Origin of the sequence: Streptomyces smaragdinus, assembly GCF_009604385.1 — a bacterium.
GTDB lineage: Bacteria > Actinomycetota > Actinomycetes > Streptomycetales > Streptomycetaceae > Streptomyces > Streptomyces smaragdinus.
On sequence record NZ_WEGJ01000070.1, the window covers coordinates 1 to 18,209 of the forward strand.

General features: G+C 72.9%; 16 protein-coding genes and 1 pseudogene. 2 read left to right on the forward strand and 15 right to left on the reverse strand.

Annotation, left to right across the window (positions count from 1 at the left end):
* Nucleotides 1–584: pseudogene (locus SRB5_RS34845) on the forward strand (NYN domain-containing protein); the annotation flags it as partial.
* 4 nt (nucleotides 585–588) lie between these two features.
* On the opposite strand, the gene SRB5_RS34850 reads toward SRB5_RS34845, so the two are convergent.
* From SRB5_RS34850 to SRB5_RS34895, 10 genes are all read right to left on the reverse strand, one after another.
* On the reverse strand, nucleotides 589–1,221 hold the full coding sequence (locus SRB5_RS34850; protein WP_323379000.1) for a DUF2567 domain-containing protein: 633 nt from the start codon (nucleotides 1,219–1,221) through the stop codon (nucleotides 589–591).
* Between the two features lie 70 nt (nucleotides 1,222–1,291).
* Nucleotides 1,292–2,095, reverse strand: coding sequence for an ABC transporter permease (locus tag SRB5_RS34855; RefSeq protein ID WP_153457729.1), 804 nt, complete (start codon nucleotides 2,093–2,095; stop codon nucleotides 1,292–1,294).
* Nucleotides 2,092–3,117: an ABC transporter ATP-binding protein gene (locus tag SRB5_RS34860; RefSeq protein ID WP_323379001.1), complete on the reverse strand. Its 1,026-nt coding sequence runs from the start codon at nucleotides 3,115–3,117 to the stop codon at nucleotides 2,092–2,094. The genes SRB5_RS34855 and SRB5_RS34860 overlap by 4 nt, the downstream gene beginning before the upstream one ends.
* 232 nt (nucleotides 3,118–3,349) lie before the next feature.
* Nucleotides 3,350–3,847 carry a Cys-tRNA(Pro) deacylase gene (gene ybaK / locus SRB5_RS34865; protein WP_323379002.1) on the reverse strand — a complete coding sequence of 166 codons (498 nt, stop codon included), beginning with the start codon at nucleotides 3,845–3,847 and terminating at the stop codon, nucleotides 3,350–3,352.
* A 41-nt stretch (nucleotides 3,848–3,888) separates the two neighbouring features.
* Nucleotides 3,889–4,638, reverse strand: coding sequence for an LON peptidase substrate-binding domain-containing protein (locus tag SRB5_RS34870; protein WP_323379003.1), 750 nt, complete (start codon nucleotides 4,636–4,638; stop codon nucleotides 3,889–3,891).
* 80 nt (nucleotides 4,639–4,718) lie between these two features.
* Entirely contained in the window at nucleotides 4,719–6,323 is a 1,605-nt protein-coding gene (locus SRB5_RS34875; RefSeq protein WP_153457733.1) for an oxidoreductase, read from the reverse strand.
* A gap of 132 nt (nucleotides 6,324–6,455) precedes the next feature.
* Nucleotides 6,456–8,060, reverse strand: coding sequence for a Na+/H+ antiporter (locus SRB5_RS34880; protein WP_323379004.1), 1,605 nt, complete (start codon nucleotides 8,058–8,060; stop codon nucleotides 6,456–6,458).
* 23 nt (nucleotides 8,061–8,083) lie between these two features.
* The gene (locus SRB5_RS34885) at nucleotides 8,084–9,025 is read right to left on the reverse strand and encodes an RluA family pseudouridine synthase (protein WP_323379005.1); all 942 of its coding nucleotides are present in this window, start codon (nucleotides 9,023–9,025) and stop codon (nucleotides 8,084–8,086) included.
* A 40-nt stretch (nucleotides 9,026–9,065) separates the two neighbouring features.
* Nucleotides 9,066–9,638 (reverse strand): signal peptidase II, encoded by a 573-nt coding sequence (gene lspA, locus SRB5_RS34890; protein ID WP_323379006.1) that lies wholly within the window; start codon nucleotides 9,636–9,638, stop codon nucleotides 9,066–9,068.
* A 109-nt stretch (nucleotides 9,639–9,747) separates the two neighbouring features.
* A complete protein-coding gene (locus SRB5_RS34895) occupies nucleotides 9,748–10,425 on the reverse strand; it encodes a TraR/DksA family transcriptional regulator (protein WP_153457734.1) in 678 nt (225 codons plus the stop codon).
* A 542-nt stretch (nucleotides 10,426–10,967) separates the two neighbouring features.
* Between SRB5_RS34895 and ileS the strand changes: the two genes are divergently transcribed.
* On the forward strand, nucleotides 10,968–14,111 hold the full coding sequence (ileS, locus tag SRB5_RS34900; protein WP_153457736.1) for an isoleucine--tRNA ligase: 3,144 nt from the start codon (nucleotides 10,968–10,970) through the stop codon (nucleotides 14,109–14,111).
* Nucleotides 14,112–14,370: 259 nt separating this feature from the next.
* Here the strand turns inward: ileS and SRB5_RS34905 are convergent, their stop codons facing one another.
* The 5 genes from SRB5_RS34905 to pgeF all read right to left on the reverse strand — a co-directional run bounded on the left by SRB5_RS34905 (nucleotide 14,371) and on the right by pgeF (nucleotide 18,179).
* On the reverse strand, nucleotides 14,371–15,576 hold the full coding sequence (locus tag SRB5_RS34905) for a DivIVA domain-containing protein (RefSeq protein WP_153457737.1): 1,206 nt from the start codon (nucleotides 15,574–15,576) through the stop codon (nucleotides 14,371–14,373).
* A gap of 37 nt (nucleotides 15,577–15,613) precedes the next feature.
* The gene (locus tag SRB5_RS34910) at nucleotides 15,614–15,901 is read right to left on the reverse strand and encodes a YggT family protein (RefSeq protein WP_153457739.1); all 288 of its coding nucleotides are present in this window, start codon (nucleotides 15,899–15,901) and stop codon (nucleotides 15,614–15,616) included.
* A gap of 70 nt (nucleotides 15,902–15,971) precedes the next feature.
* Nucleotides 15,972–16,607 (reverse strand): cell division protein SepF, encoded by a 636-nt coding sequence (locus SRB5_RS34915; protein WP_153457741.1) that lies wholly within the window; start codon nucleotides 16,605–16,607, stop codon nucleotides 15,972–15,974.
* A 148-nt stretch (nucleotides 16,608–16,755) separates the two neighbouring features.
* On the reverse strand, nucleotides 16,756–17,478 hold the full coding sequence (locus SRB5_RS34920) for a YggS family pyridoxal phosphate-dependent enzyme (protein WP_153457744.1): 723 nt from the start codon (nucleotides 17,476–17,478) through the stop codon (nucleotides 16,756–16,758).
* On the reverse strand, nucleotides 17,475–18,179 hold the full coding sequence (pgeF, locus tag SRB5_RS34925) for a peptidoglycan editing factor PgeF (protein WP_323379007.1): 705 nt from the start codon (nucleotides 18,177–18,179) through the stop codon (nucleotides 17,475–17,477). The genes SRB5_RS34920 and pgeF overlap by 4 nt, the downstream gene beginning before the upstream one ends.
* Nucleotides 18,180–18,209: the final 30 nt, after the last annotated feature.

The following is an 18,209-nucleotide window of genomic DNA, read 5'->3' on the forward strand; positions in this document are numbered from 1 at the left end:
CGCCCCCGCCCCCGCAGCCGCCCCCGTCCGACGCCCCGGACCCCGGACAGAACGGCGCGGCGCCGGCACCGGACCAGACCACCCCCAAGAGCATGCCCACGCCCAAGGACCTGGCGGGCCTGGGCCGCCCCGCGCCCGCCATGCCGGAGGCCCGTACGGCACCGCCCAATGCGACCCTGCGCTGGTCCTCCGACCGCGGCTGGGTCGAGCGCCCGGGCGGCGAGCCGCCGGAGACCTCCGCGCTGCCGACGCTGGCGCAGCTGACCTCGGCGGAGCAGCGGTGGGCGGACCGCGAGGAGGACATCACGGCGATCGGCGGCGATCCGTACGAGGTCGGACAGGTGTTCGCCCGCCGGTGGATCGAGCGGCTGGGCGACCAGGGGCATCTGCCGCTGCTCGCCGCCCAGTACCCGCGCGTGCCGCACCGGATCGACGGCGAACTCCTGCGGTACGCGGCCCGGTTCGGCCTGCTGGCGCACAAGGACGACCAGATCGACGAGCACGACCGCTACGCGATCCGCGCCGGCTTCTGGCGCGAGGTCGACGTCCGTACGGCGGTGGAGACGGCCCCGGCCGAGGGCTGACGGCCTACTGCGGCGGCGCCCAGCCCTGCCACGGCCCCGCCGCGACCGGCACCGGCTGCGGGTCGCGCGGGCCAAAGAGCCCCGTCAGCACCAGGTGGACGAACATCGCGCCCACCGGCCACGCCAGCAGCGCCGTCTTCGCCCCGAGCCGCAGCGGGGCGCCGAAGGTGTGCCCCTCCCCGGCGGCCTTCGCCGCGGCGACGATGTCGTCCGTCGGGCCCATCCACTCCCCCAGCTGCCACGCCACCACGGCACCCAGCACCCCGCCGAGGGCCAGCGCCAGCACCAGCGGCACCCCGCCGCGCCGCCGCCACACGAACACCCCGGCCGCCCACAGCGCGCCCATGCCGAGCGCCAGCAGCGCGAACGTACCGTCGATCGCGATGGCGTGCTCCGCCTCCGAGTCCGCCAGCAGGACGTTCCCGTCCCGGGCGACGAGCGGCACCGGAGTCGCCAGCTTCTCCCACAGGAACCCGAGCAGCGCCCCGCTCACGGCCACCGCGAGGGCCAGCAGCACGGCCTCGACCAGCTCCGACCGCATCCCCCGGCCCTCCGGAACGGGCTTGTCGGGTCCGTCGGGCCAGGGCTGCTGCCACGGGCCGGCGGGCTGGTCCTGGGGCGTCATCGGAGCTGTCACCCTGCCATGGTGCCAGGGCCCCGTCGCGGGGCCGCCGTCAGGACTGTCGTTCGGGTGTACGGATCTTCCGTCACCGCACCGCGGCCCGGCGGTAGGCCCAGGTGGCGGCGGCGAGCGCCAGCACCCCGGTGGCGGCGCAGACCCCGAGGTCGGCGGCCACGACGGCCCAGTCGGGGGACGGTCCGAAGGTACGGGCCAGGGCCTCGACGCCGTACGTCGAGGGCAGCAGGTCCCGCAGCATCGCCACGGGCACGGGCATCGAGGCGCCGGGGATCACGCCGAGGAGCAGCGCGGCGGACATGCCGAGCTGGCCGGCGAGCGTGGCCAGTTCCTGACGGGGGGCGAGCAGCCCGAGAGCGGCGCCGAGTCCCGCGAGGGCGGCTCCGGCCAGGGGGATGACGAACGCCAGCACCCACAGCTGGGCCAGGGGCAGCCCGAAGAGGACGGCCCCGGTGATCCCGGTGACCACCGTGCCGGGCACGGTGAAGGAGGCGTACGCGGCGGCGGCGCCCAGCACCACCGCGGCGGGCGGGACGGGCAGCGTGGCGTAGTGGTCGAGGCCGCCGTGGGCGCGGAGCTGGCCGAAGTACTGGGCGAGGAGGTTGAGGGCGACGAACGCGACGACGAGCACCGTGGAGCCGGCCACCACGGCGCGGGCGTCCGGGCTGCCGGCGTCCACGACGCCGCGCATCAGGACCATGATCCCGACGGACTGGAAGGTGGCGACGAACAGCAGCGGGATCCGCGCCACCCGGGCCCGCGACAGCTGCGCCCGGTACACGGCGCCCAGCGCGGGCCACAGCCCGGCGCGCGGCGCCAGGGGGGCGGGGGCGGAGCGCGTACCGGGGGGCGCCTCCAGGCTGAGCGACGTCATCCCTTCACCAGCCCCTCCGTCCGCCCGCCGAGGGCCAGGTACACGTCCTCCAGGCTGGGCGTCGCCAGGGTGAAGTCGTCGAGCGCCGCGAACGCGGGCCCGCCCGTGACGGCGGCGACCGCGGCGCGGGCCTCGTCGGCGCCCAGGCGCAGCGTCCAGCGCCGTCCCGTGGTCCGGGCGGCGGACGCGAGGGCGGCGACCTCCGGCAGCTGCAGGGGCGGGGTCCGGCGCCAGACGAGCTCGACGCGCACCTCCTCGGCGACGAGGGCCTTGAGCCCGGCCGGGGTGTCGCAGGCGATGATCCGGCCCTGGTCCAGTACGGCGACGCGGTCCAGGACGGTCTCCGCCTCGAGGACGTTGTGGGTGACGAGCAGCACGGTCGCCCCGTGGTCGGCGCGGCGGCGGTCCACGGCGGCCCAGACGGCGCGGCGGGCGACGGGGTCCATGGCGGTGGTCGGCTCGTCCAGGACGAGGACGGGGCGCGGTCCGGCGAGGGCGGCGGCCACGCAGGCGAGCCGGCGCTGGCCGCCGGAGAGCTTCTTCAGGGGGCGGGCGGCCAGTTCGGTCAGGCCCAGCTCGTCGAGTACGTCGTCGCGCTCGCGGCGCGCGGCGGCGGGCGCGAGGCCGCGCAGCCGGGCGGTGGTCTCGGCGGCGAGGGCGACGGTCAGCTCGTCCAGGGCCGTGGACTCCTGGCCCAGGTAGGCCAGCAGGCGGGAGGCGCGCTCGGGGTGGGCGACGAGGTCGTGGCCGAGGAGGTCGATGCTGCCGGCGTCGGGCCGCAGCAGCCCCGTCAGCTGGCGCACGAGGGTGGACTTGCCGGCGCCGTTGGGCCCGAGGAGGCCGAAGATCTCGCCCTCGTACACGTCCAGGCTCACCCCGTCGACGGCCCGCACCCCGGGCGTCCCGGCCCGTCCGCGCCGGGCCCTGCGCCCCGGGTACGCCTTGACGAGTCCGCGCACGCGACAGGCCGTACCGGCCCGCGTACGGACTGCCGCTCCGGCGCCGCCGGTCCCTGTGCTCACGAGTCACGAGGGTACGCCGTCGCCGTTCGTACGCGGACGACCCCCCACCCCCGGCGCAAGGGCCTGTCCGGGGTTCCCCGTCGTCCGCGCTCCGCGCGCGACGGGGAACCCCGGACAGGCCCTGGGGCTGGACGGCTCCCATGGGCTTCGGTATTACCTCGATATGTCGAAGAAGACCCGCAAGCGCAAGTGGCGGACCCGCAAGGCCAACCACGGAAGGCGTCCGGCGTAGCTACGGCCGGGCGATCGGCGCCAGTACCGCGCCGGTGAGCGCGGCGAGGTCCGCCGGGGCCAGCTCGACCTCGAGGCCGCGGCGGCCCGCCGACACACATACCGTCTCCAGCCCCGACGCGGAGGCGTCCAGCACGGTGGGGAGGCGTTTGCGCTGCCCGAGGGGGGAGATCCCGCCGCGGACGTAGCCCGTGGTGCGCTCCGCCGCCGCGGGGTCGGCCATGGCGGCCCGTTTGCCGCCCACGGCCGCCGCGAGGGCCTTGAGGTCCAGCGACCCGGAGACGGGCACCACGGCGACCGTCAGGGTGCCGTCGACGTCGGTGACGAGGGTCTTGAACACCTGCCCGGGGTCCACGCCGAGCGCCTGCGCGGCCTCCTCGCCGTACGAGGCGACGGCGGGGTCGTGCTCGTACGCGTGCACGGTGAACTCCACGCCGGCCTGCTGGAGGGCGACCGTGGCGGGCGTACCGCCGGACTGCTTCCTGCTCTTCTTGGCCACGGCCGCGAGCGTACCGATCAAGCGGCGGGGGCCGCACACGGTTAGTTCAGCGAGGTCGGACGGCGCGTCAGCTCGACCGCCGGCAGCGACGGCAGGGCGCGGATCACCGCCGACTCCGCGCGCAGCATCTTGAGCTCCGACGCGAGCCGCGAGGCGGTGTCGGGGAGCTGGAGCAGCCGCTGCTTGGCCGTCGTGTCGACGACGGTCGCGGCGGCGACCAGATACGACAGCACCGACGGCTCCGACGGCAGCTCCTGCCCCGCCGTGAGCGAGCGCTCCCGCGCGGCGGCCAGCCGCTTCTGGTACGTGCGGAACGCCCGCAGCACGGCCCCCGCGAGCACGTCCGCGCCGACGCCGTCCCGCTCCTCCAGCAGGGAGACCTCCCCCACCAGATACGGCCCGGAGGCGTCCACGGACAGCAGCTCGAACCGCTGCGTCCCGGTGGCCAGCACCTCGAACCCGCCGTCCTCGCGCTCGCGGATCGTCGCCGCGTCGGCCGTACAGCCGACGGTGTGGAACGCCTTGACGGGATCAGGCCCGAAGCCCGCCGCCGGCCCCTTGGCGACGACGGCCGTGGGATCGGGCAGGCCCGGCTCGGAGTGCGCGACCTCGCGGCCGTCGCGGATGGCGACGACGCCGAAGCGGCGCGGGGCCGGGTCGTCGGGGCCCTGCTGCTCGAGCAGGTCCCGCATGAGGGCGCGGTACCGCTCCTCGAAGACGTTGAGCGGCAGTACGAGCCCAGGAAAGAGCACCGTGTTCAAGGGAAACAGCGGTAGGCGGGCGGTTGTCACCCCGGAATCCTAAGGCTCCCGGCGGCCTGCTCCGCACGTCGTGGCCGTCCCGGTTCCGGGGGACGGCACCGCCGCCGGTGTCACTGTCTGCGCAGCAGCCGCGACGCCCCCGCGGCGACGGTGGTGGCGAGCACCCAGCCGGCCAGGATCAGGACCGTCGCCGCCCACTGGTAGGGCCCGGTCTGCTGCCAGGCGTCCTCCTGCCCGAGGTCGATGACGGGCAGCAGCAGGTCGAGGGCGTACAGCACGGGATTCCAGGCCGGGCCCTCGCCGGGCCGGATAGCCTCCGGCCGGTGGCCGGCGAAGTAGACGGACCCGAGCGCCCACAGCACGGCGATCCACAGCACGGCGCGGGTCGGCCGGTAGCCGTAGGCGACCGTCCAGTCCTGGGCGTAGCCCCAGATCTTCCCGGCGAGGGGGCGGGTCTCGCGGTGCCGGCGGTGCTTGGCGAGGAGGACCTGGCGGGCGGCGTGGTCCTCGCCGCCGTGGCGCAGGACGGCGGCGAGTTTCTCGTACGGCTCGGGCGAGTACTCGGGGGTGGCGGCCTCCACCCAGGCGAGGCGGTGGGCGAGGGGGAAGGGGCCGACGGGGATGAGGTGCTCGTAGCTGAAGCCGGCCATGACCAGCGTGCCGGGGCCGGGCCAGCTGGCGGAGCGGTCGACCAGGTTGACGACCTTGGCGCCGGACAGCACCACCCGCCCGTACTCGGGGCGCCGTCCGGTGAAGCGCAGCTCGGGCGTGGCGAGGCGGCGCAGGGAGAGCTCCTGGTCGGGGTCGAGGACGAAGCGGGCGTCGCCGAAGTCGATGGCGTCGCCTATCCGCCCGTCGTCCAGCCGCATCCCGCCGTGGCACTCGAAGGGCTGGACGGGGTCGGTGGGGCCGGTGGGGCCGCCGCCGACGAGGGTGCCGTGCGGCGGTGTGGTGCGGCCTGCCGCCATCCCGGGGCGCCAGGCGGAGGTCATGTGGACGGAGCGCTCCACGGTCAGCTGGGGGGCGTTCAGGGCGCGCCGGCCGTACGGGTTGCGCAGGATGCCGCCGTTGAGGGTGAGGGACGCGCCGATGGAGGCGCCGCGCAGGCTGACCTCGCCGTACGCCTGGATGAGCTCGGCCTGGAGGTCCTGGCCGACCCGCATGCCGTCGGCGGCGATGGCGCGTCCGCGCCGGTCGCGGCGGACGGTGAGCTGGCTGAGCAGCAGGTCGGTGCCGATGCGGGCGTCGGTGAGCCGGATGCCGCCGTCGACGGTGCAGCGCGGGAGGTGCAGATCGCCCTCGGTGTGGATGCGGGCGGCCTCGAGGCGGGGGATGGCGCAGCCGACCATGCGCAGGGTCGTGAACTGGCACTCGGGCACGAGCACCTCGCTCTCGAACCGGCAGTTGCGCAGCTCGACGTACGGTTTGACCTCGCCGCCGGACAGGTCGAGGGTCCCGGTGACGTGCACGCCGTTGAGCTTCAGGGACGACACCCGGCCGCGTAACGGCGGCGGGCCGTCCAGCAGCAGCAGGGCGAGCACCCGGGCCCGGATGCTGCGCTCCGGCCCCCAGGCGTGCAGCCCCGCGGGGTCGTTGCGGGCCGGGTCGCGTGAGCGCAGGTCGTACATGGAGCCGTTGCGGAACGCCTGCCACATCCCGAGCTCGGCGGGCGTCAGGTCTATGTCGTCGGGCGGGTCCCCGGTGTTGTACGTCATGGCTCCCCCTCAACGCTGGTCCGGCGCCTCGTTGGCCCCTCCATTCCCCGTGGGCGTGAATTTGAACGCCTGGTTCCGGACATGGGGGCGGACGGTCGTGCGCCGGTGGCACCGGGGGCGCCCGGGGCGGGCTCAGCCGCCTCCCCGCAGGCTTCGTACGTCCAGCTGACGCAGCACGCGGTCCACGACCTCCGGGTCGGCGCCCGGTTCGCTGCGGGCGTCGAGGACCTCGTGGCGGGCGGCGGAGAGCATCTCGGCGTGCACGGACTGCGCGCGTTTGGCCCACTGGAGGCGCTCGCGGTGGTGCTCGCGCCGCTCCTCGTCGACGATGTCCGGGCTGATCCGTACGCCCATCTCCACGGCCCTGCGGTGCAGCAGCTCGTACGCGTCGTCGGCCATGTCCTCGGCCTCGGAGATCTCCTTGAGCCGGCGTTTGGCGGCGGCGGTCACCCGCAGCGCCAGCTCCCGCTCGAGGTCGCGTTCGGCGGCGCTGTCGGCCGTCACCCCGAGCCGGCCGACCAGCCACGGCAGCGTCAGGCCCTGCACCACGAGAGTGCTCAGCACCACGGCGAAAGCGATGAACAGCATCCAGTCCCGCCCCGGGAACGGCTTCCCGTCGTCCAGGGTCAGCGGCAGCGCCACGGCCAGCGCGACGGTCGCCACGCCGCGCATGCCGGACCACCACATGACGACGGTCTCCCGCCAGCTCACGGGGATCTCCTCGGCCTCGTCGTGCGCCCCGTCGCGCCCGTGCAGCCACCGGGTCACCCAGGTCGCGGGCAGCAGCCACAGCAGGCGTACGCCGACGACGACGGCCACCACGGTGGCCGCGGCGCCCAGCATCCGGTACCAGTCGTCCCGTACGGCGCCGAAGAGCAGCGAGAGCTCGAGCCCGATCAGGCCGAACGCCAGCCCGGTGACGATGGTCTCGACGACCTCCCAGAAGGTCTGCGCGGCGAGCCGCCCGAAGACGTCGTCGGCGTCGGAGGCGTACTCGGCGAGGAAGAGGGCGCACACGAGCACCGCGAGTACGCCGGAGCCTTCGAACTCCTCCGCGATCAGATAGGCCACAAAGGGGACGAGGAGCGTCAGCCCGATCTGCAGGGTCGGATCGTCGAGCCGCCCGATGGCCTTGTTCGCGGTGAACCCCACCGCCAGCCCCACGGCCAGCGCGACCACCGCCGACAGCACCAGCGCCAGGCCCGCCCCGGCGACGGAGAAGGTGCCGGTGAGGACGGCGGCGACGGCCACGTGGTAGACGACGATGGCCGTCACGTCGTTGAAGAGCCCCTCGCCCTCCAGGATCGACACCATGCGCCGCGGCAGCCCCAGCTTCCCCGCGACGGCGGTGGCGGCCACCGGGTCGGGCGGGGCGACGAGCGCGCCCAGCGCCACCGCGGCGGCCACCGGCAGCCCGGGGACGATGGCGTGCGCCACGGCGGCCACGGCGGCGGTGGTGACGAACACCAGTGCCACCGCGAGCAGCATGATGGGCCGCATATTGGCGGTGAACTGCCGCCACGAGGTCCGCTGCACCGCCGAGTAGAGCAGCGGCGGCAGCACCAGCGGCAGGATGAACTCCGGCGGGACGTCGACGGCCGGTACGAACGGCGCCATCGCCCCGAGCCCGCCCAGGATCGTCATCAGGACCGGCGCGGGCAGCCCGAGCCGGTCACCGAGCGGGACGGTGACGATCGTCCCGAGGAGGAGCAGGAAGAACAGCGCTAGTTGATCCACACGTCCTTCCCCGGGTCATCGGATCAGGCGCTCTCCGCCCGCACCGTGTCGAGCGCGTACTGCAGATCATCCGGGTACCCGGACTCGAACTCCACCCGGCGTCCGTCCTCCGGGTGCTCGAAGCCCAGCCGCACGGCGTGCAGCCACTGCCGGGTGAGCTTCAGCCGCTTGGCGAGCGTCGGGTCGGCGCCGTACGTCAGATCGCCGGCGCAGGGGTGCTTGACGGTCGACATGTGGACCCGGATCTGGTGGGTGCGGCCGGTCTCCAGCTTGATGTCGAGGAGGCTGGCGGAGCGGAACGCCTCGATCAGGTCGTAGTGCGTGACGGACGGCTTGCCGTCGGCGGTGACGGCCCACTTGTAGTCGTGCACCGGGTGGCGGCCGATGGGGGCGTCGATGGTGCCGCTCAGCGGGTCGGGGTGGCCCTGCACCAGGGCGTGGTACGTCTTGTCGACCGTCCGCTCCCGGAACTGCTGCTTGAGCAGCGTGTACGCCCGCTCGGACTTGGCCACGACCATCAGCCCCGAGGTGCCGACGTCCAGCCGGTGCACGATGCCCTGGCGCTCGGCGGCGCCGGAGGTGGAGATCCGGTAGCCGGCGGCGGCCAGCCCGCCGATCACGGTGGTGCCGGTCCAGCCGGGGCTGGGGTGGGCGGCGACGCCGACGGGCTTGTCGATGACGACGACGTGATCGTCCTCGTACACGACCGTCATGCCCGGCACGGGCTCGGCGACGATCTCGACGGGACGGGGCGGCGCGGGCATCTCGACCTCGAGCCAGGCGCCGGCGGTGACCCGGTCGGACTTCATGGCCTCGGCCCCGTCGATCCGCACCTTGCCGCCGGAGGCCAGCTCGGCGGCCTTCGTCCGGGAGAACCCGAACATACGGGCGAGGGCGGCGTCCAGCCGCTCGCCCTCCAGGCCGTCGGGCACGGGCAGGGTACGGACCTCGGGAAAAGTACTCACCCGTCGAGTATCCCAGCCCGCGGGGGCCGCTCCGTCCGGGTCAGTCCTTGTGGACGGTACCGTCCGGGTCGAGGCCGCGGAAGGACAGCAGCACGATCAGGATGCCGCCGCAGACGATCGCCGAGTCGGCGAGGTTGAACACGGCGAAGTGGGTGGGCGCGATGAAGTCGACCACATGCCCCTCGGGGAAGCCCGGGGACCGGAAGAGCCGGTCCGTGAGGTTCCCCAGCGGGCCGCCGAGCAGCAGACCGAGCGCGATGGCCCAGGGCAGGCTGTACAGCCGGCGGGCCAGCCGGGCGATGACGACGATCACGATCGCCGCGATGATGGTGAAGACGATGGTCATGGACTCGCCGATGCCGAAGGCGGCGCCGGCGTTCCGTACCACCTGGAGCTTCAGCAGATCGCCGAGGACCTCGACCGTACGGTGGTCCGGCTCCAGCTTCGCGACCACGATCAGCTTGCTGATCAGGTCCAGGGCATAGACGATCGCGGCCACGCCCAGGAGCACGCCGATCCGGCGCGGGCCGTGCCCGGCCGCCTCCGCGGGCTCCGCCGTCTCGTCTTCCGCACGCTCGCCAGCGTCTTTGCTGATGCGCTCCGCCTCGGTCACGAATGTCCTTCCCCTACGCCGACTGGGACGAGGGTACGTCACCCGGCGCCGCAGCGAGGTCCCCGTCCGGGCCCGGTCCCGCCGGACCTGGCCCCGGACGGGCACGGGCTCAGCGGCGCTCCTGGCGCTGCTTGCACTCGACGCACAGGGTCGCCCGGGGGAACGCCTGCATCCTGGCCTTGCCGATGGGCTTGCCGCAGGACTCGCAGAGCCCGTACGTGCCCGCCTCCAGGCGTTCCAGGGCCCGCTCCGTCTGCTGCAGCCGCTCCCGCGCGCCCGCGGCCAGGGCGAGGCCGTGCTCGCGTTCGATGTTCTTCGTCCCGGTGTCGGCCTGGTCGTCGCCGGCGCCCGCGCCGCCGTCGCGCATCAGGCCGGTGATGGCCTCGTCCGCGGCGGCGATCTCCGCCCGCAGCCGTACGGCCTCGTCCTCCAGCCCCTGCCGGGCCTCCGCGATCTCCGCGGCCGTCCACGGGTCCTCGCCCGGCCGTACGGCGAGCTCTCCCGGCGCGTCCGCGACGCGTGTCCCCGGCACACCGGCCGGGCCCTCCTCGACCGCAGGACTCTTCTTCGCGACCACCTTGCTGGCTCCCGTCGTCTTCGCCGAAGCGGTCTTCTTCCTCGCGGCGGACTTCGCCGTGCTCTTCTTCGCCTTCTTCGCCGGCGCGGCCTTCCCGGCGGCCGCCGTCTTCTTCTCGGCCGCCGTCTTCTTCTTGGCCGACGCCGTCTTCTTGGCCGGCGCCTTCTTCGCCGGGGCCGTCTTCTTGCCCGTGGACTTCTCCGCCACCATGGCCGCGGCCCCTTCACATCGTGTGATCCGCACGCACTGTGATCATGCGCCGAATGGTGCCGGAACGATAAATCGACACAGACGTCGCGGCAACAGGGCACGCCATGGCGAAACGGTCTCCCCTCGTTGTGCCCACAAGGCGGCCGGGTATTCCGCCACGTACGGCCCAACGCCGTCGGTGTAGGCCGTTCGACGGAGCGCGCCTACGTCACCGCCGCGCCCCGCCCGTAATCCGGTCGGCGGCCGTCGGCGCGGGGCCGTAGACTGACGGGCAGCGAAAGGTGTGGATGGGGACGAGTAGCGTCGTCCGCGGCCAGGAGCGACCCGGGGACGGTGCGAGCCCGGGGGTCAGCGCGACGCGAAGATCACCCCGGAGCCGCCGGCAGAAAGCCCCCCGCGGGCGAGTAGACCCGGCAGCGCGACCCCAATGAGGGGGCGGACGGCCGAGTCGGCCGGCCGCCAAGGAGGGTGGTACCGCGGGAGCGAAGGCTCTCGTCCCTCCGGACGACGGAAAGCAGCCCGCGCCCGGAGGAAGCACCGCGATGACCAGCCAGCCACCCGCGTACCGCCAGGTCCCCGCCCAGGTCGACCTGCCCGCCCTGGAGCACGCCGTCCTGGACTTCTGGGCCGATCAGAAGATCTTCGACAAGACCCTGGAGCAGTCCCAGGGCCGCCCCGAGTGGGTCTTCTACGAGGGCCCGCCCACCGCGAACGGCATGCCCGGCGCCCACCACATCGAGGCCCGCGTCTTCAAGGACGTCTTCCCCCGCTACCGCACGATGCGCGGGTACCACGTGGCCCGCAAGGCCGGCTGGGACTGCCACGGCCTCCCGGTCGAGCTGGCCGTGGAGAAGGAGCTGGGCTTCACCGGCAAGCAGGACATCGAGGCGTACGGCATCGCGGAGTTCAACGAGAAGTGCCGCGCGTCGGTGACCCGGCACACGGACGCGTTCGCGGAGCTCACCCGGCGGATGGGCTACTGGGTCGACCTCGACGACGCGTACCGGACGATGGACCCGCAGTACGTCGAGTCCGTCTGGTGGTCGCTCAAGCAGATCTTCGACAAGGGCCTCCTCGTCCAGGACCACCGCGTCGCCCCCTGGTGCCCCCGCTGCGGCACGGGCCTGTCGGACCACGAGCTGGCGCAGGGGTACGAGACGGTCGTCGACCCGTCGGTGTACGTACGCCTCCCCCTCACCTCCGGCCCCCTGGCCGGCGAGGCGGCCCTGCTGGTGTGGACGACGACTCCGTGGACCCTGGTGTCCAACACGGCCGTCGCCGCGCACCCGGACGTCACGTACGTGGTGGCCACCGACGGCGACGAGAAGCTGGTCGTCGCCGAGCCGCTGCTGGCCAAGGCCCTCGGTGAGGGCTGGGAGGCGACCGGGCAGAGCTTCACCGGGCGCGAGATGGAGCGCTGGACGTACCGGCGCCCCTTCGAGCTGGTGGAGATCGAGAACGCGCACTACGTGGTGAACGCCGACTACGTCACGACGGAGGACGGCACGGGTCTGGTCCACCAGTCCCCCGCCTTCGGCGAGGACGACCTGCGCACCTGCCGGGCGTACGGCCTGCCGGTCGTCAACCCGGTGCGCCCCGACGGCACGTTCGAGGCGGATCTGCCGCTCGTCGGCGGCCAGTTCTTCAAGAAGGCGGACGAGGCCCTGACCGCCGACCTCGGCGCGCGCGGGCTCCTCTTCCGGCACGTCCCGTACGAGCACAGCTACCCGCACTGCTGGCGCTGCCACACGGCGCTGCTCTACTACGCGCAGCCGTCCTGGTACATCCGCACCACGCAGGTCAAGGACGCGCTGCTGCGGGAGAACGGGAAGACCAACTGGTACCCGGACTCGGTGAAGTACGGCCGCTACGGCGACTGGCTGAACAACAACATCGACTGGGCGCTCTCCCGCAACCGCTACTGGGGCACCCCGCTGCCCGTCTGGCGCTGCGAGGAGGGGCATCTGACGTGCGTCGGCTCGCTGCCCGAGCTCTCCGACCTCACCGGCACCGACCAGTCGGGCCTGGACCCGCACCGGCCGTTCATCGACGAGGTCACGTTCGACTGCCCGCAGTGCTCCGCCAGGGCGACGCGCGTGCCGGAGGTCATCGACGCCTGGTACGACTCGGGTTCGATGCCGTTCGCGCAGTGGGGCTATCCGTACCGGAACAAGGAGCTCTTCGAGAGCCGCTATCCGGCACAGTTCATCTGCGAGGCGATCGACCAGACGCGCGGCTGGTTCTACACGCTGATGGCGATCGGCACGCTCGTCTTCGACAAGTCGTCGTACGAGAACGTCGTGTGCCTGGGCCACATCCTCGCCGAGGACGGCCGCAAGATGTCCAAGCACCTGGGGAACATCCTGCAGCCGATCCCGCTGATGGACCGGCACGGGGCGGACGCGGTGCGCTGGTTCATGGCGGCCGGCGGCTCGCCGTGGGCGGCGCGCCGGGTCGGGCACGGGACGATCCAGGAGGTCGTGCGCAAGACGCTGCTCACGTACTGGAACACCGTCGCCTTCCAGGCCCTGTACGCCCGTACGTCGAACTGGGCGCCGTCCGCGGCCGATCCGGCGCCGGCCGACCGTCCGGTGCTGGACCGGTGGCTGCTGGGCGAGCTGAACACGCTCGTCGGCGAGGTCACCGAGGCGATGGAGTCGTACGACACGCAGCGTGCCGGGAAGCTGATGTCGGCGTTCGTCGACGATCTGTCGAACTGGTACGTGCGCCGCTCGCGGCGCCGGTTCTGGGCGGGCGAGAAGGCGGCGCTGCGCACGCTGCACGAGGTCGTGGAGACCGTGACGCGGCTGCTGGCGCCGCTGGTGCCGTTCATCACCGAGCGGGTGTGGCAGGACCTGGTGGTGCCGGTGTCGCCGGACGCGCCGGAGTCCGTGCATCTGGCGTCGTGGCCGGCGGTCGACGACGCGCTGGTCGACGCGGGGCTGTCGCGGCAGATGGCGCTCGTACGGCGGCTGGTGGAGCTGGGCCGGGCGTCGCGGGCGGAGTCGGGGGTCAAGACCCGGCAGCCGCTGTCGCGGGCGCTGGTGGCGGCCTCGGGCTTCGCGTCGCTCGGGGACGAGCTGCGGGCGCAGATCACGGAGGAGCTGAACGTCGTGTCCCTGGCCTCCCTCACGGAGGTCGGGGGGTCGCTGGTCGACACCTCGGCCAAGGCCAACTTCCGGGCGCTGGGCAAGCGGTTCGGCAAGGGCGTGCAGGCGGTCGCGAAGGCGGTCGCCGCGGCGGACGCGGCGCGGCTGTCGGCGGAGCTGCGGGACACGGGGGAGACGTCGGTCGAGGTGGACGGCTCGCCGGTGACGCTGTCGCCGGAGGAGGTCATCATCACGGAGACGCCGCGCGAGGGCTGGTCGGTGGCGTCCGACCAGGGCGCGACGGTGGCCCTGGACCTGGAGCTGACGCCGGAGCTGCGGCGGGCCGGGCTGGCGCGCGATGCGATCCGGCTGATCCAGGAGGCGCGGAAGAACTCCGGCCTGGATGTGGCGGACCGGATCCAGCTGCGGTGGGCGTCCTCGTCGGCCGAGCTCACGCTGGCGCTGGAGGACCACGCGGCGCTGATCGCGGACGAGGTGCTGGCGACGGACTTCGCCGCCGGCGAGGGCGACGAGGCGTTCGGGGCGCCGTTCGCGGACGAGCCCCTGGGGCTGACGTTCCGGCTGCGGAAGGCGTAGCCCACCGCGGGGGCCGGGGGCGCGCCCCCGGCCCCTGTGGGGTGGGCGCCCGGGCCGCAACCCGCACGCAAGACCAGGCACAGCACCCGCCCCGCGAGGGGGCCGGCGCAACCTGTCCGCACGAGCCGAGCACCCCAGAGGGCGCAGCCGAAGAGCACCGGCCCGAAGGACCTCACGCAAAAAGGCCGGGCCCCGCGGGAAGTCCCGCGGGGCCCGGCCTCTGCCGTATGACCAGGACGCCTTAGGCGTCAGACAACCGTCAGTTGTCGTCCTCGTCGATCAGGAATCCCCGCATGGGGGACGGCGGCTGCTGCATCGGACCGGGGCCCTGAGGCCGGACCGGAGCCATCGGCTGCGTCATGGCGGGAGCCATGGGCTGCTGGCCCCCGTACGACGGCGCACCACCCCGCGTCGGCATGGGCGGCTGGCCCATCCCGTGCCCGGAGCCCATGGCGGCCGCACCGGCCGGAGCCATGGACGGCGCCGGGGCCGGGGAGGGAGCCGGCGGCAGCGAGGCGGCGGCGGGCGTCCGCGGCGGAGCGAGCGAGTCGTCCGACTGGGACTCCAGCTGACGCAGCTGCGACTCCAGGTAGGACTTCAGTCGCGTACGGTACTCGCGCTCGAAGCCCCGCAGGTCCTCGACCTTGCGCTCGAGCGTCGCCCGGGCGGACTCCAGGGAGCCCATAGCCACGCGGTGCTTCTCCTGGGCGTCCCGCTCCAGCGCGTCGGCCTTGGCACGCGCGTCGCGCTCCAGACCCTCGGCACGCGAACGTGCCTCACCGACGATCTTGTTGGCCTCGGCACGGGCCTCGGCGATCGCCTGGTCGGCAGTCTGCTGGGCCAGCGACAGCACGCGCGCGGCGGAGTCGCCGCCGACGGGCTGCTGCGGCGGCATGTGCTGCGGGCCGGGACCACCGTGACCCTGCATCGGACCGGGACCCTGACCCATCGGACCGGGACCGAGCTGACCGGGACCCTGCATCTGACCGGGGCCCTGCATCTGGCCGGGGCCCTGACCCATCGGACCCTGACCCATGGGGCCGGGACCGAGCTGACCGGGGCCCTGCATCTGACCGGGACCCTGACCCATCGGACCGGGACCCTGCATGGGGCCGGGGCCGTGGCCGCCGGGACCCGGGGGCAGCTGGGGTGCGCCGGGCAGCTGGGGCGGGCCCATCTGCTGCGGCGGCACCGGCTGCGGGCCCGATATGGCGGCGGGCACCGGACCACCCGGTCCACGGTGCTGGTCCTGCGGCTCGGGAGGCTTGCGCATGCCCTGGTTCTGCGCCGCGGCCCGGGTCGCCGCGGCCAGCTTGGCGCGCAGGTCCTCGTTCTCGCGGAGCAGCCGGGTCAGCTCGGCCTCGACCTCGTCGAGGAAGGCATCGACCTCGTCCTCGTCATAGCCTTCACGCAGGCGGACGGTCGTGAACTGCTTGTTCCGCACGTCCTCGGGGGTCAACGGCATCTCTTCACCTCAGTCATCGGCATATCGGCAGACCTCATCACCTGAATCCCGCCACCACGTTCAGCAGGATGTAGACGATGATCATCAGTACGAAGAAGGACAGGTCTAGCGCCACGCCCCCTAGACGGAGCGGCGGGATGAACCGCCGCAGCAGCTTGAGTGGCGGATCGGTGACCGTGTAGGTGCCCTCCAGCAACACCACCATGGCCTTACCAGGCTGCCATGAGCGGGCGAACATGAACACGTAGTCCATGACCAGCCGGAAGATCAACACGCCGAGGAAACAGTAGAGAGCAATCAGGATCACCTGAAGCACGATGTCCATCTCGCTGCTTACCTCTCCCCTTCGCGTCCGGCCTCACGGCCGTATCGGATCCCAGTGTTGCGTCTGTCGTTCAGCTTTGGTTGAAGAACCCGCCCTCTGCGATGCGGGCCTTGTCCTCCGCCGTTACATCGACGTTAGCAGGAGACAACAGGAAAACCTTCTGAGTCACCCGCTCGATGCTCCCGTGCAGGCCGAAGACGAGTCCGGCGGCGAAGTCGACAAGTCGCTTCGCGTCCGTATCGTCCATCTCCGTCAGATTCATGATCACCGGCGTGCCCTCGCGGAAGTGTTCCCCGATAGTACGGGCTTCGTTGTACGTCCGGGGGTGCAGTGTGGTGATCCGGTAGGGCTCCCGCTCGGAGACGACCTTGGGCATGATCACGGGGGCGCTCTTCTCCATGCTCTGACGTTCAGGTGTGATGGAAGACACGGGAGCGATGCGTCCGTTACGACCACCTTCGGGCAGGATGCTCCCCGCTCGGGGGCTTTCCGACGTTACCGCCGGACGCTCCCGCCGTGCCGGGGGAGGTGCCATTCGTACCGGTTCGTCCGCGACGACCGGTTGCTGCTGGTGCGGCTGCCGCCGGGAACGCTCGGGCTCGGGCTCCGGCTCGAACTCGTCGTCCGGGTCGAATCCCGGCCCGTCGTATCCATCGTCCTCCACGAGGCCGAGGTAGACCGCCATCTTGCGCATTGCGCCGGCCATGCTCTACGTCCTCCGCTCTGTGGTGGATCCCCGCTGCGTGTACTGCCGCCAGTGCACGTGATCCACTCCGGCTTTCCGCCTGTCCGCACTGTCCGGTATGAACCGGATTGACCATATTTTCTGCTGTGGTCCGACTTGCTTCGCGACGTTACCGGAGCTTCGGCCGGACGCCGAGTACCGCAGTGCCGACGCGTACATGTGTCGCTCCGGCGGCCACGGCATCCTCGAGGTCCGAGCTCATGCCTGCGGAGACCATGTTCGCAGCCGGATGCGTCGCGCGCAGGCCGGATGAGATTTCCATCAGCCTCTCGAACGCCGCGCGTTGGCGTCCCGCATAATGCCCCGCCAGCGGCGCCACCGTCATCAGCCCGTCGAGCCGCAGCCCGTCCGCCGCCGCGACGGCGTCCGCCAACTCCCCCACTTGCGCGGGGGCGACACCGCCGCGCCCCCGCGCGTGCTCCTCGTCCGCGTCGAGGGCCACCTGGAGGAGGCAGCCGATCTCGCGACCCTCCCGGACGGCGGCGGCGGAGAGGGCGTGTACGAGACGTACGCGGTCGACGGAGTGCACCTCGTCGGCGTACGCGGCGACGGAGCGGACCTTGTTCGTCTGGAGCTGGCCGACGAAATGCCAGGCCAGGCCGAGGTCGGCGGTCTCCTTCGCCTTGCCCGCGGCCTCCTGGTCTCGGTTCTCGGCGACGTGCCTCACGCCGAGTCCGGCGAGGTGGCGGACGTCACTGGCGGGGTAGGTCTTGGTGACGACGACGAGCGTCACCTCGTCGCGGGCACGGCCGGCGGCAGCGCAGGCCGCGGCGATGCGCTCCTCGACGGCGGCGAGGTTCCCGGCCAGTTCCGCTTCGCGGGCGTCGGTCATCGGGGATCCGTCCAGATGTAGCTCGCGAGGCGGCCGGTGGTCTTGTCGCGCCGGTACGAGAAGTGATCGGCCGACTCCCGTGTGCATACGGGGGAATTTGTGATTCTTGCCACACCCAGGGCGGTGAGTTGGGCTGTGACCCCGGCGCCGATGTCGATCGCGGGGGTGCCCCAGGTCGTCGTGGCGTAGGACTCGGGGATCTGCGCGGCCGCTTCCGCGCGCATCGCCTCGGGGACCTCGTAGCAGGCGCCGCAGACGGCGGGGCCGAGGTGGGCGGTGATCCGGGCGGGGTCGGCGCCGAGGGCCCGCATGGCGGCCACGGTCGCCGGTACGACGCCGGCCAGGAGGCCGGGGCGGCCGGCGTGGGCGGCGCCGATGACGCCGGCGTCGGCGTCGGCGAGGAGCACGGGCGTGCAGTCCGCGGTCAGGACCGCGAGGGCCAGGCCCGGTTCGCGGGTCACGACTCCGTCGGTGCGGGGGACCTCGCGGTCTTTCCAGGGGGCGGTGATCTCGGCCACGTCGTTGCCGTGGACCTGGTTCATCCAGACGACGCGGTCGGGGTCGAGGCCGGTCTTCTCCGCCGCGCGGCGGCGGTTCTCGCGTACGGCTTCCGGGTCGTCGCCGACGGCTCCGCCGAGGTTGAGCTCATCGAACGGCGGGCGGCTGACGCCGCCCCATCGGTCGGTGAAGGCGACGTACACGGGGCTCCTTTGGGGGGTGGGGGCTTGGGG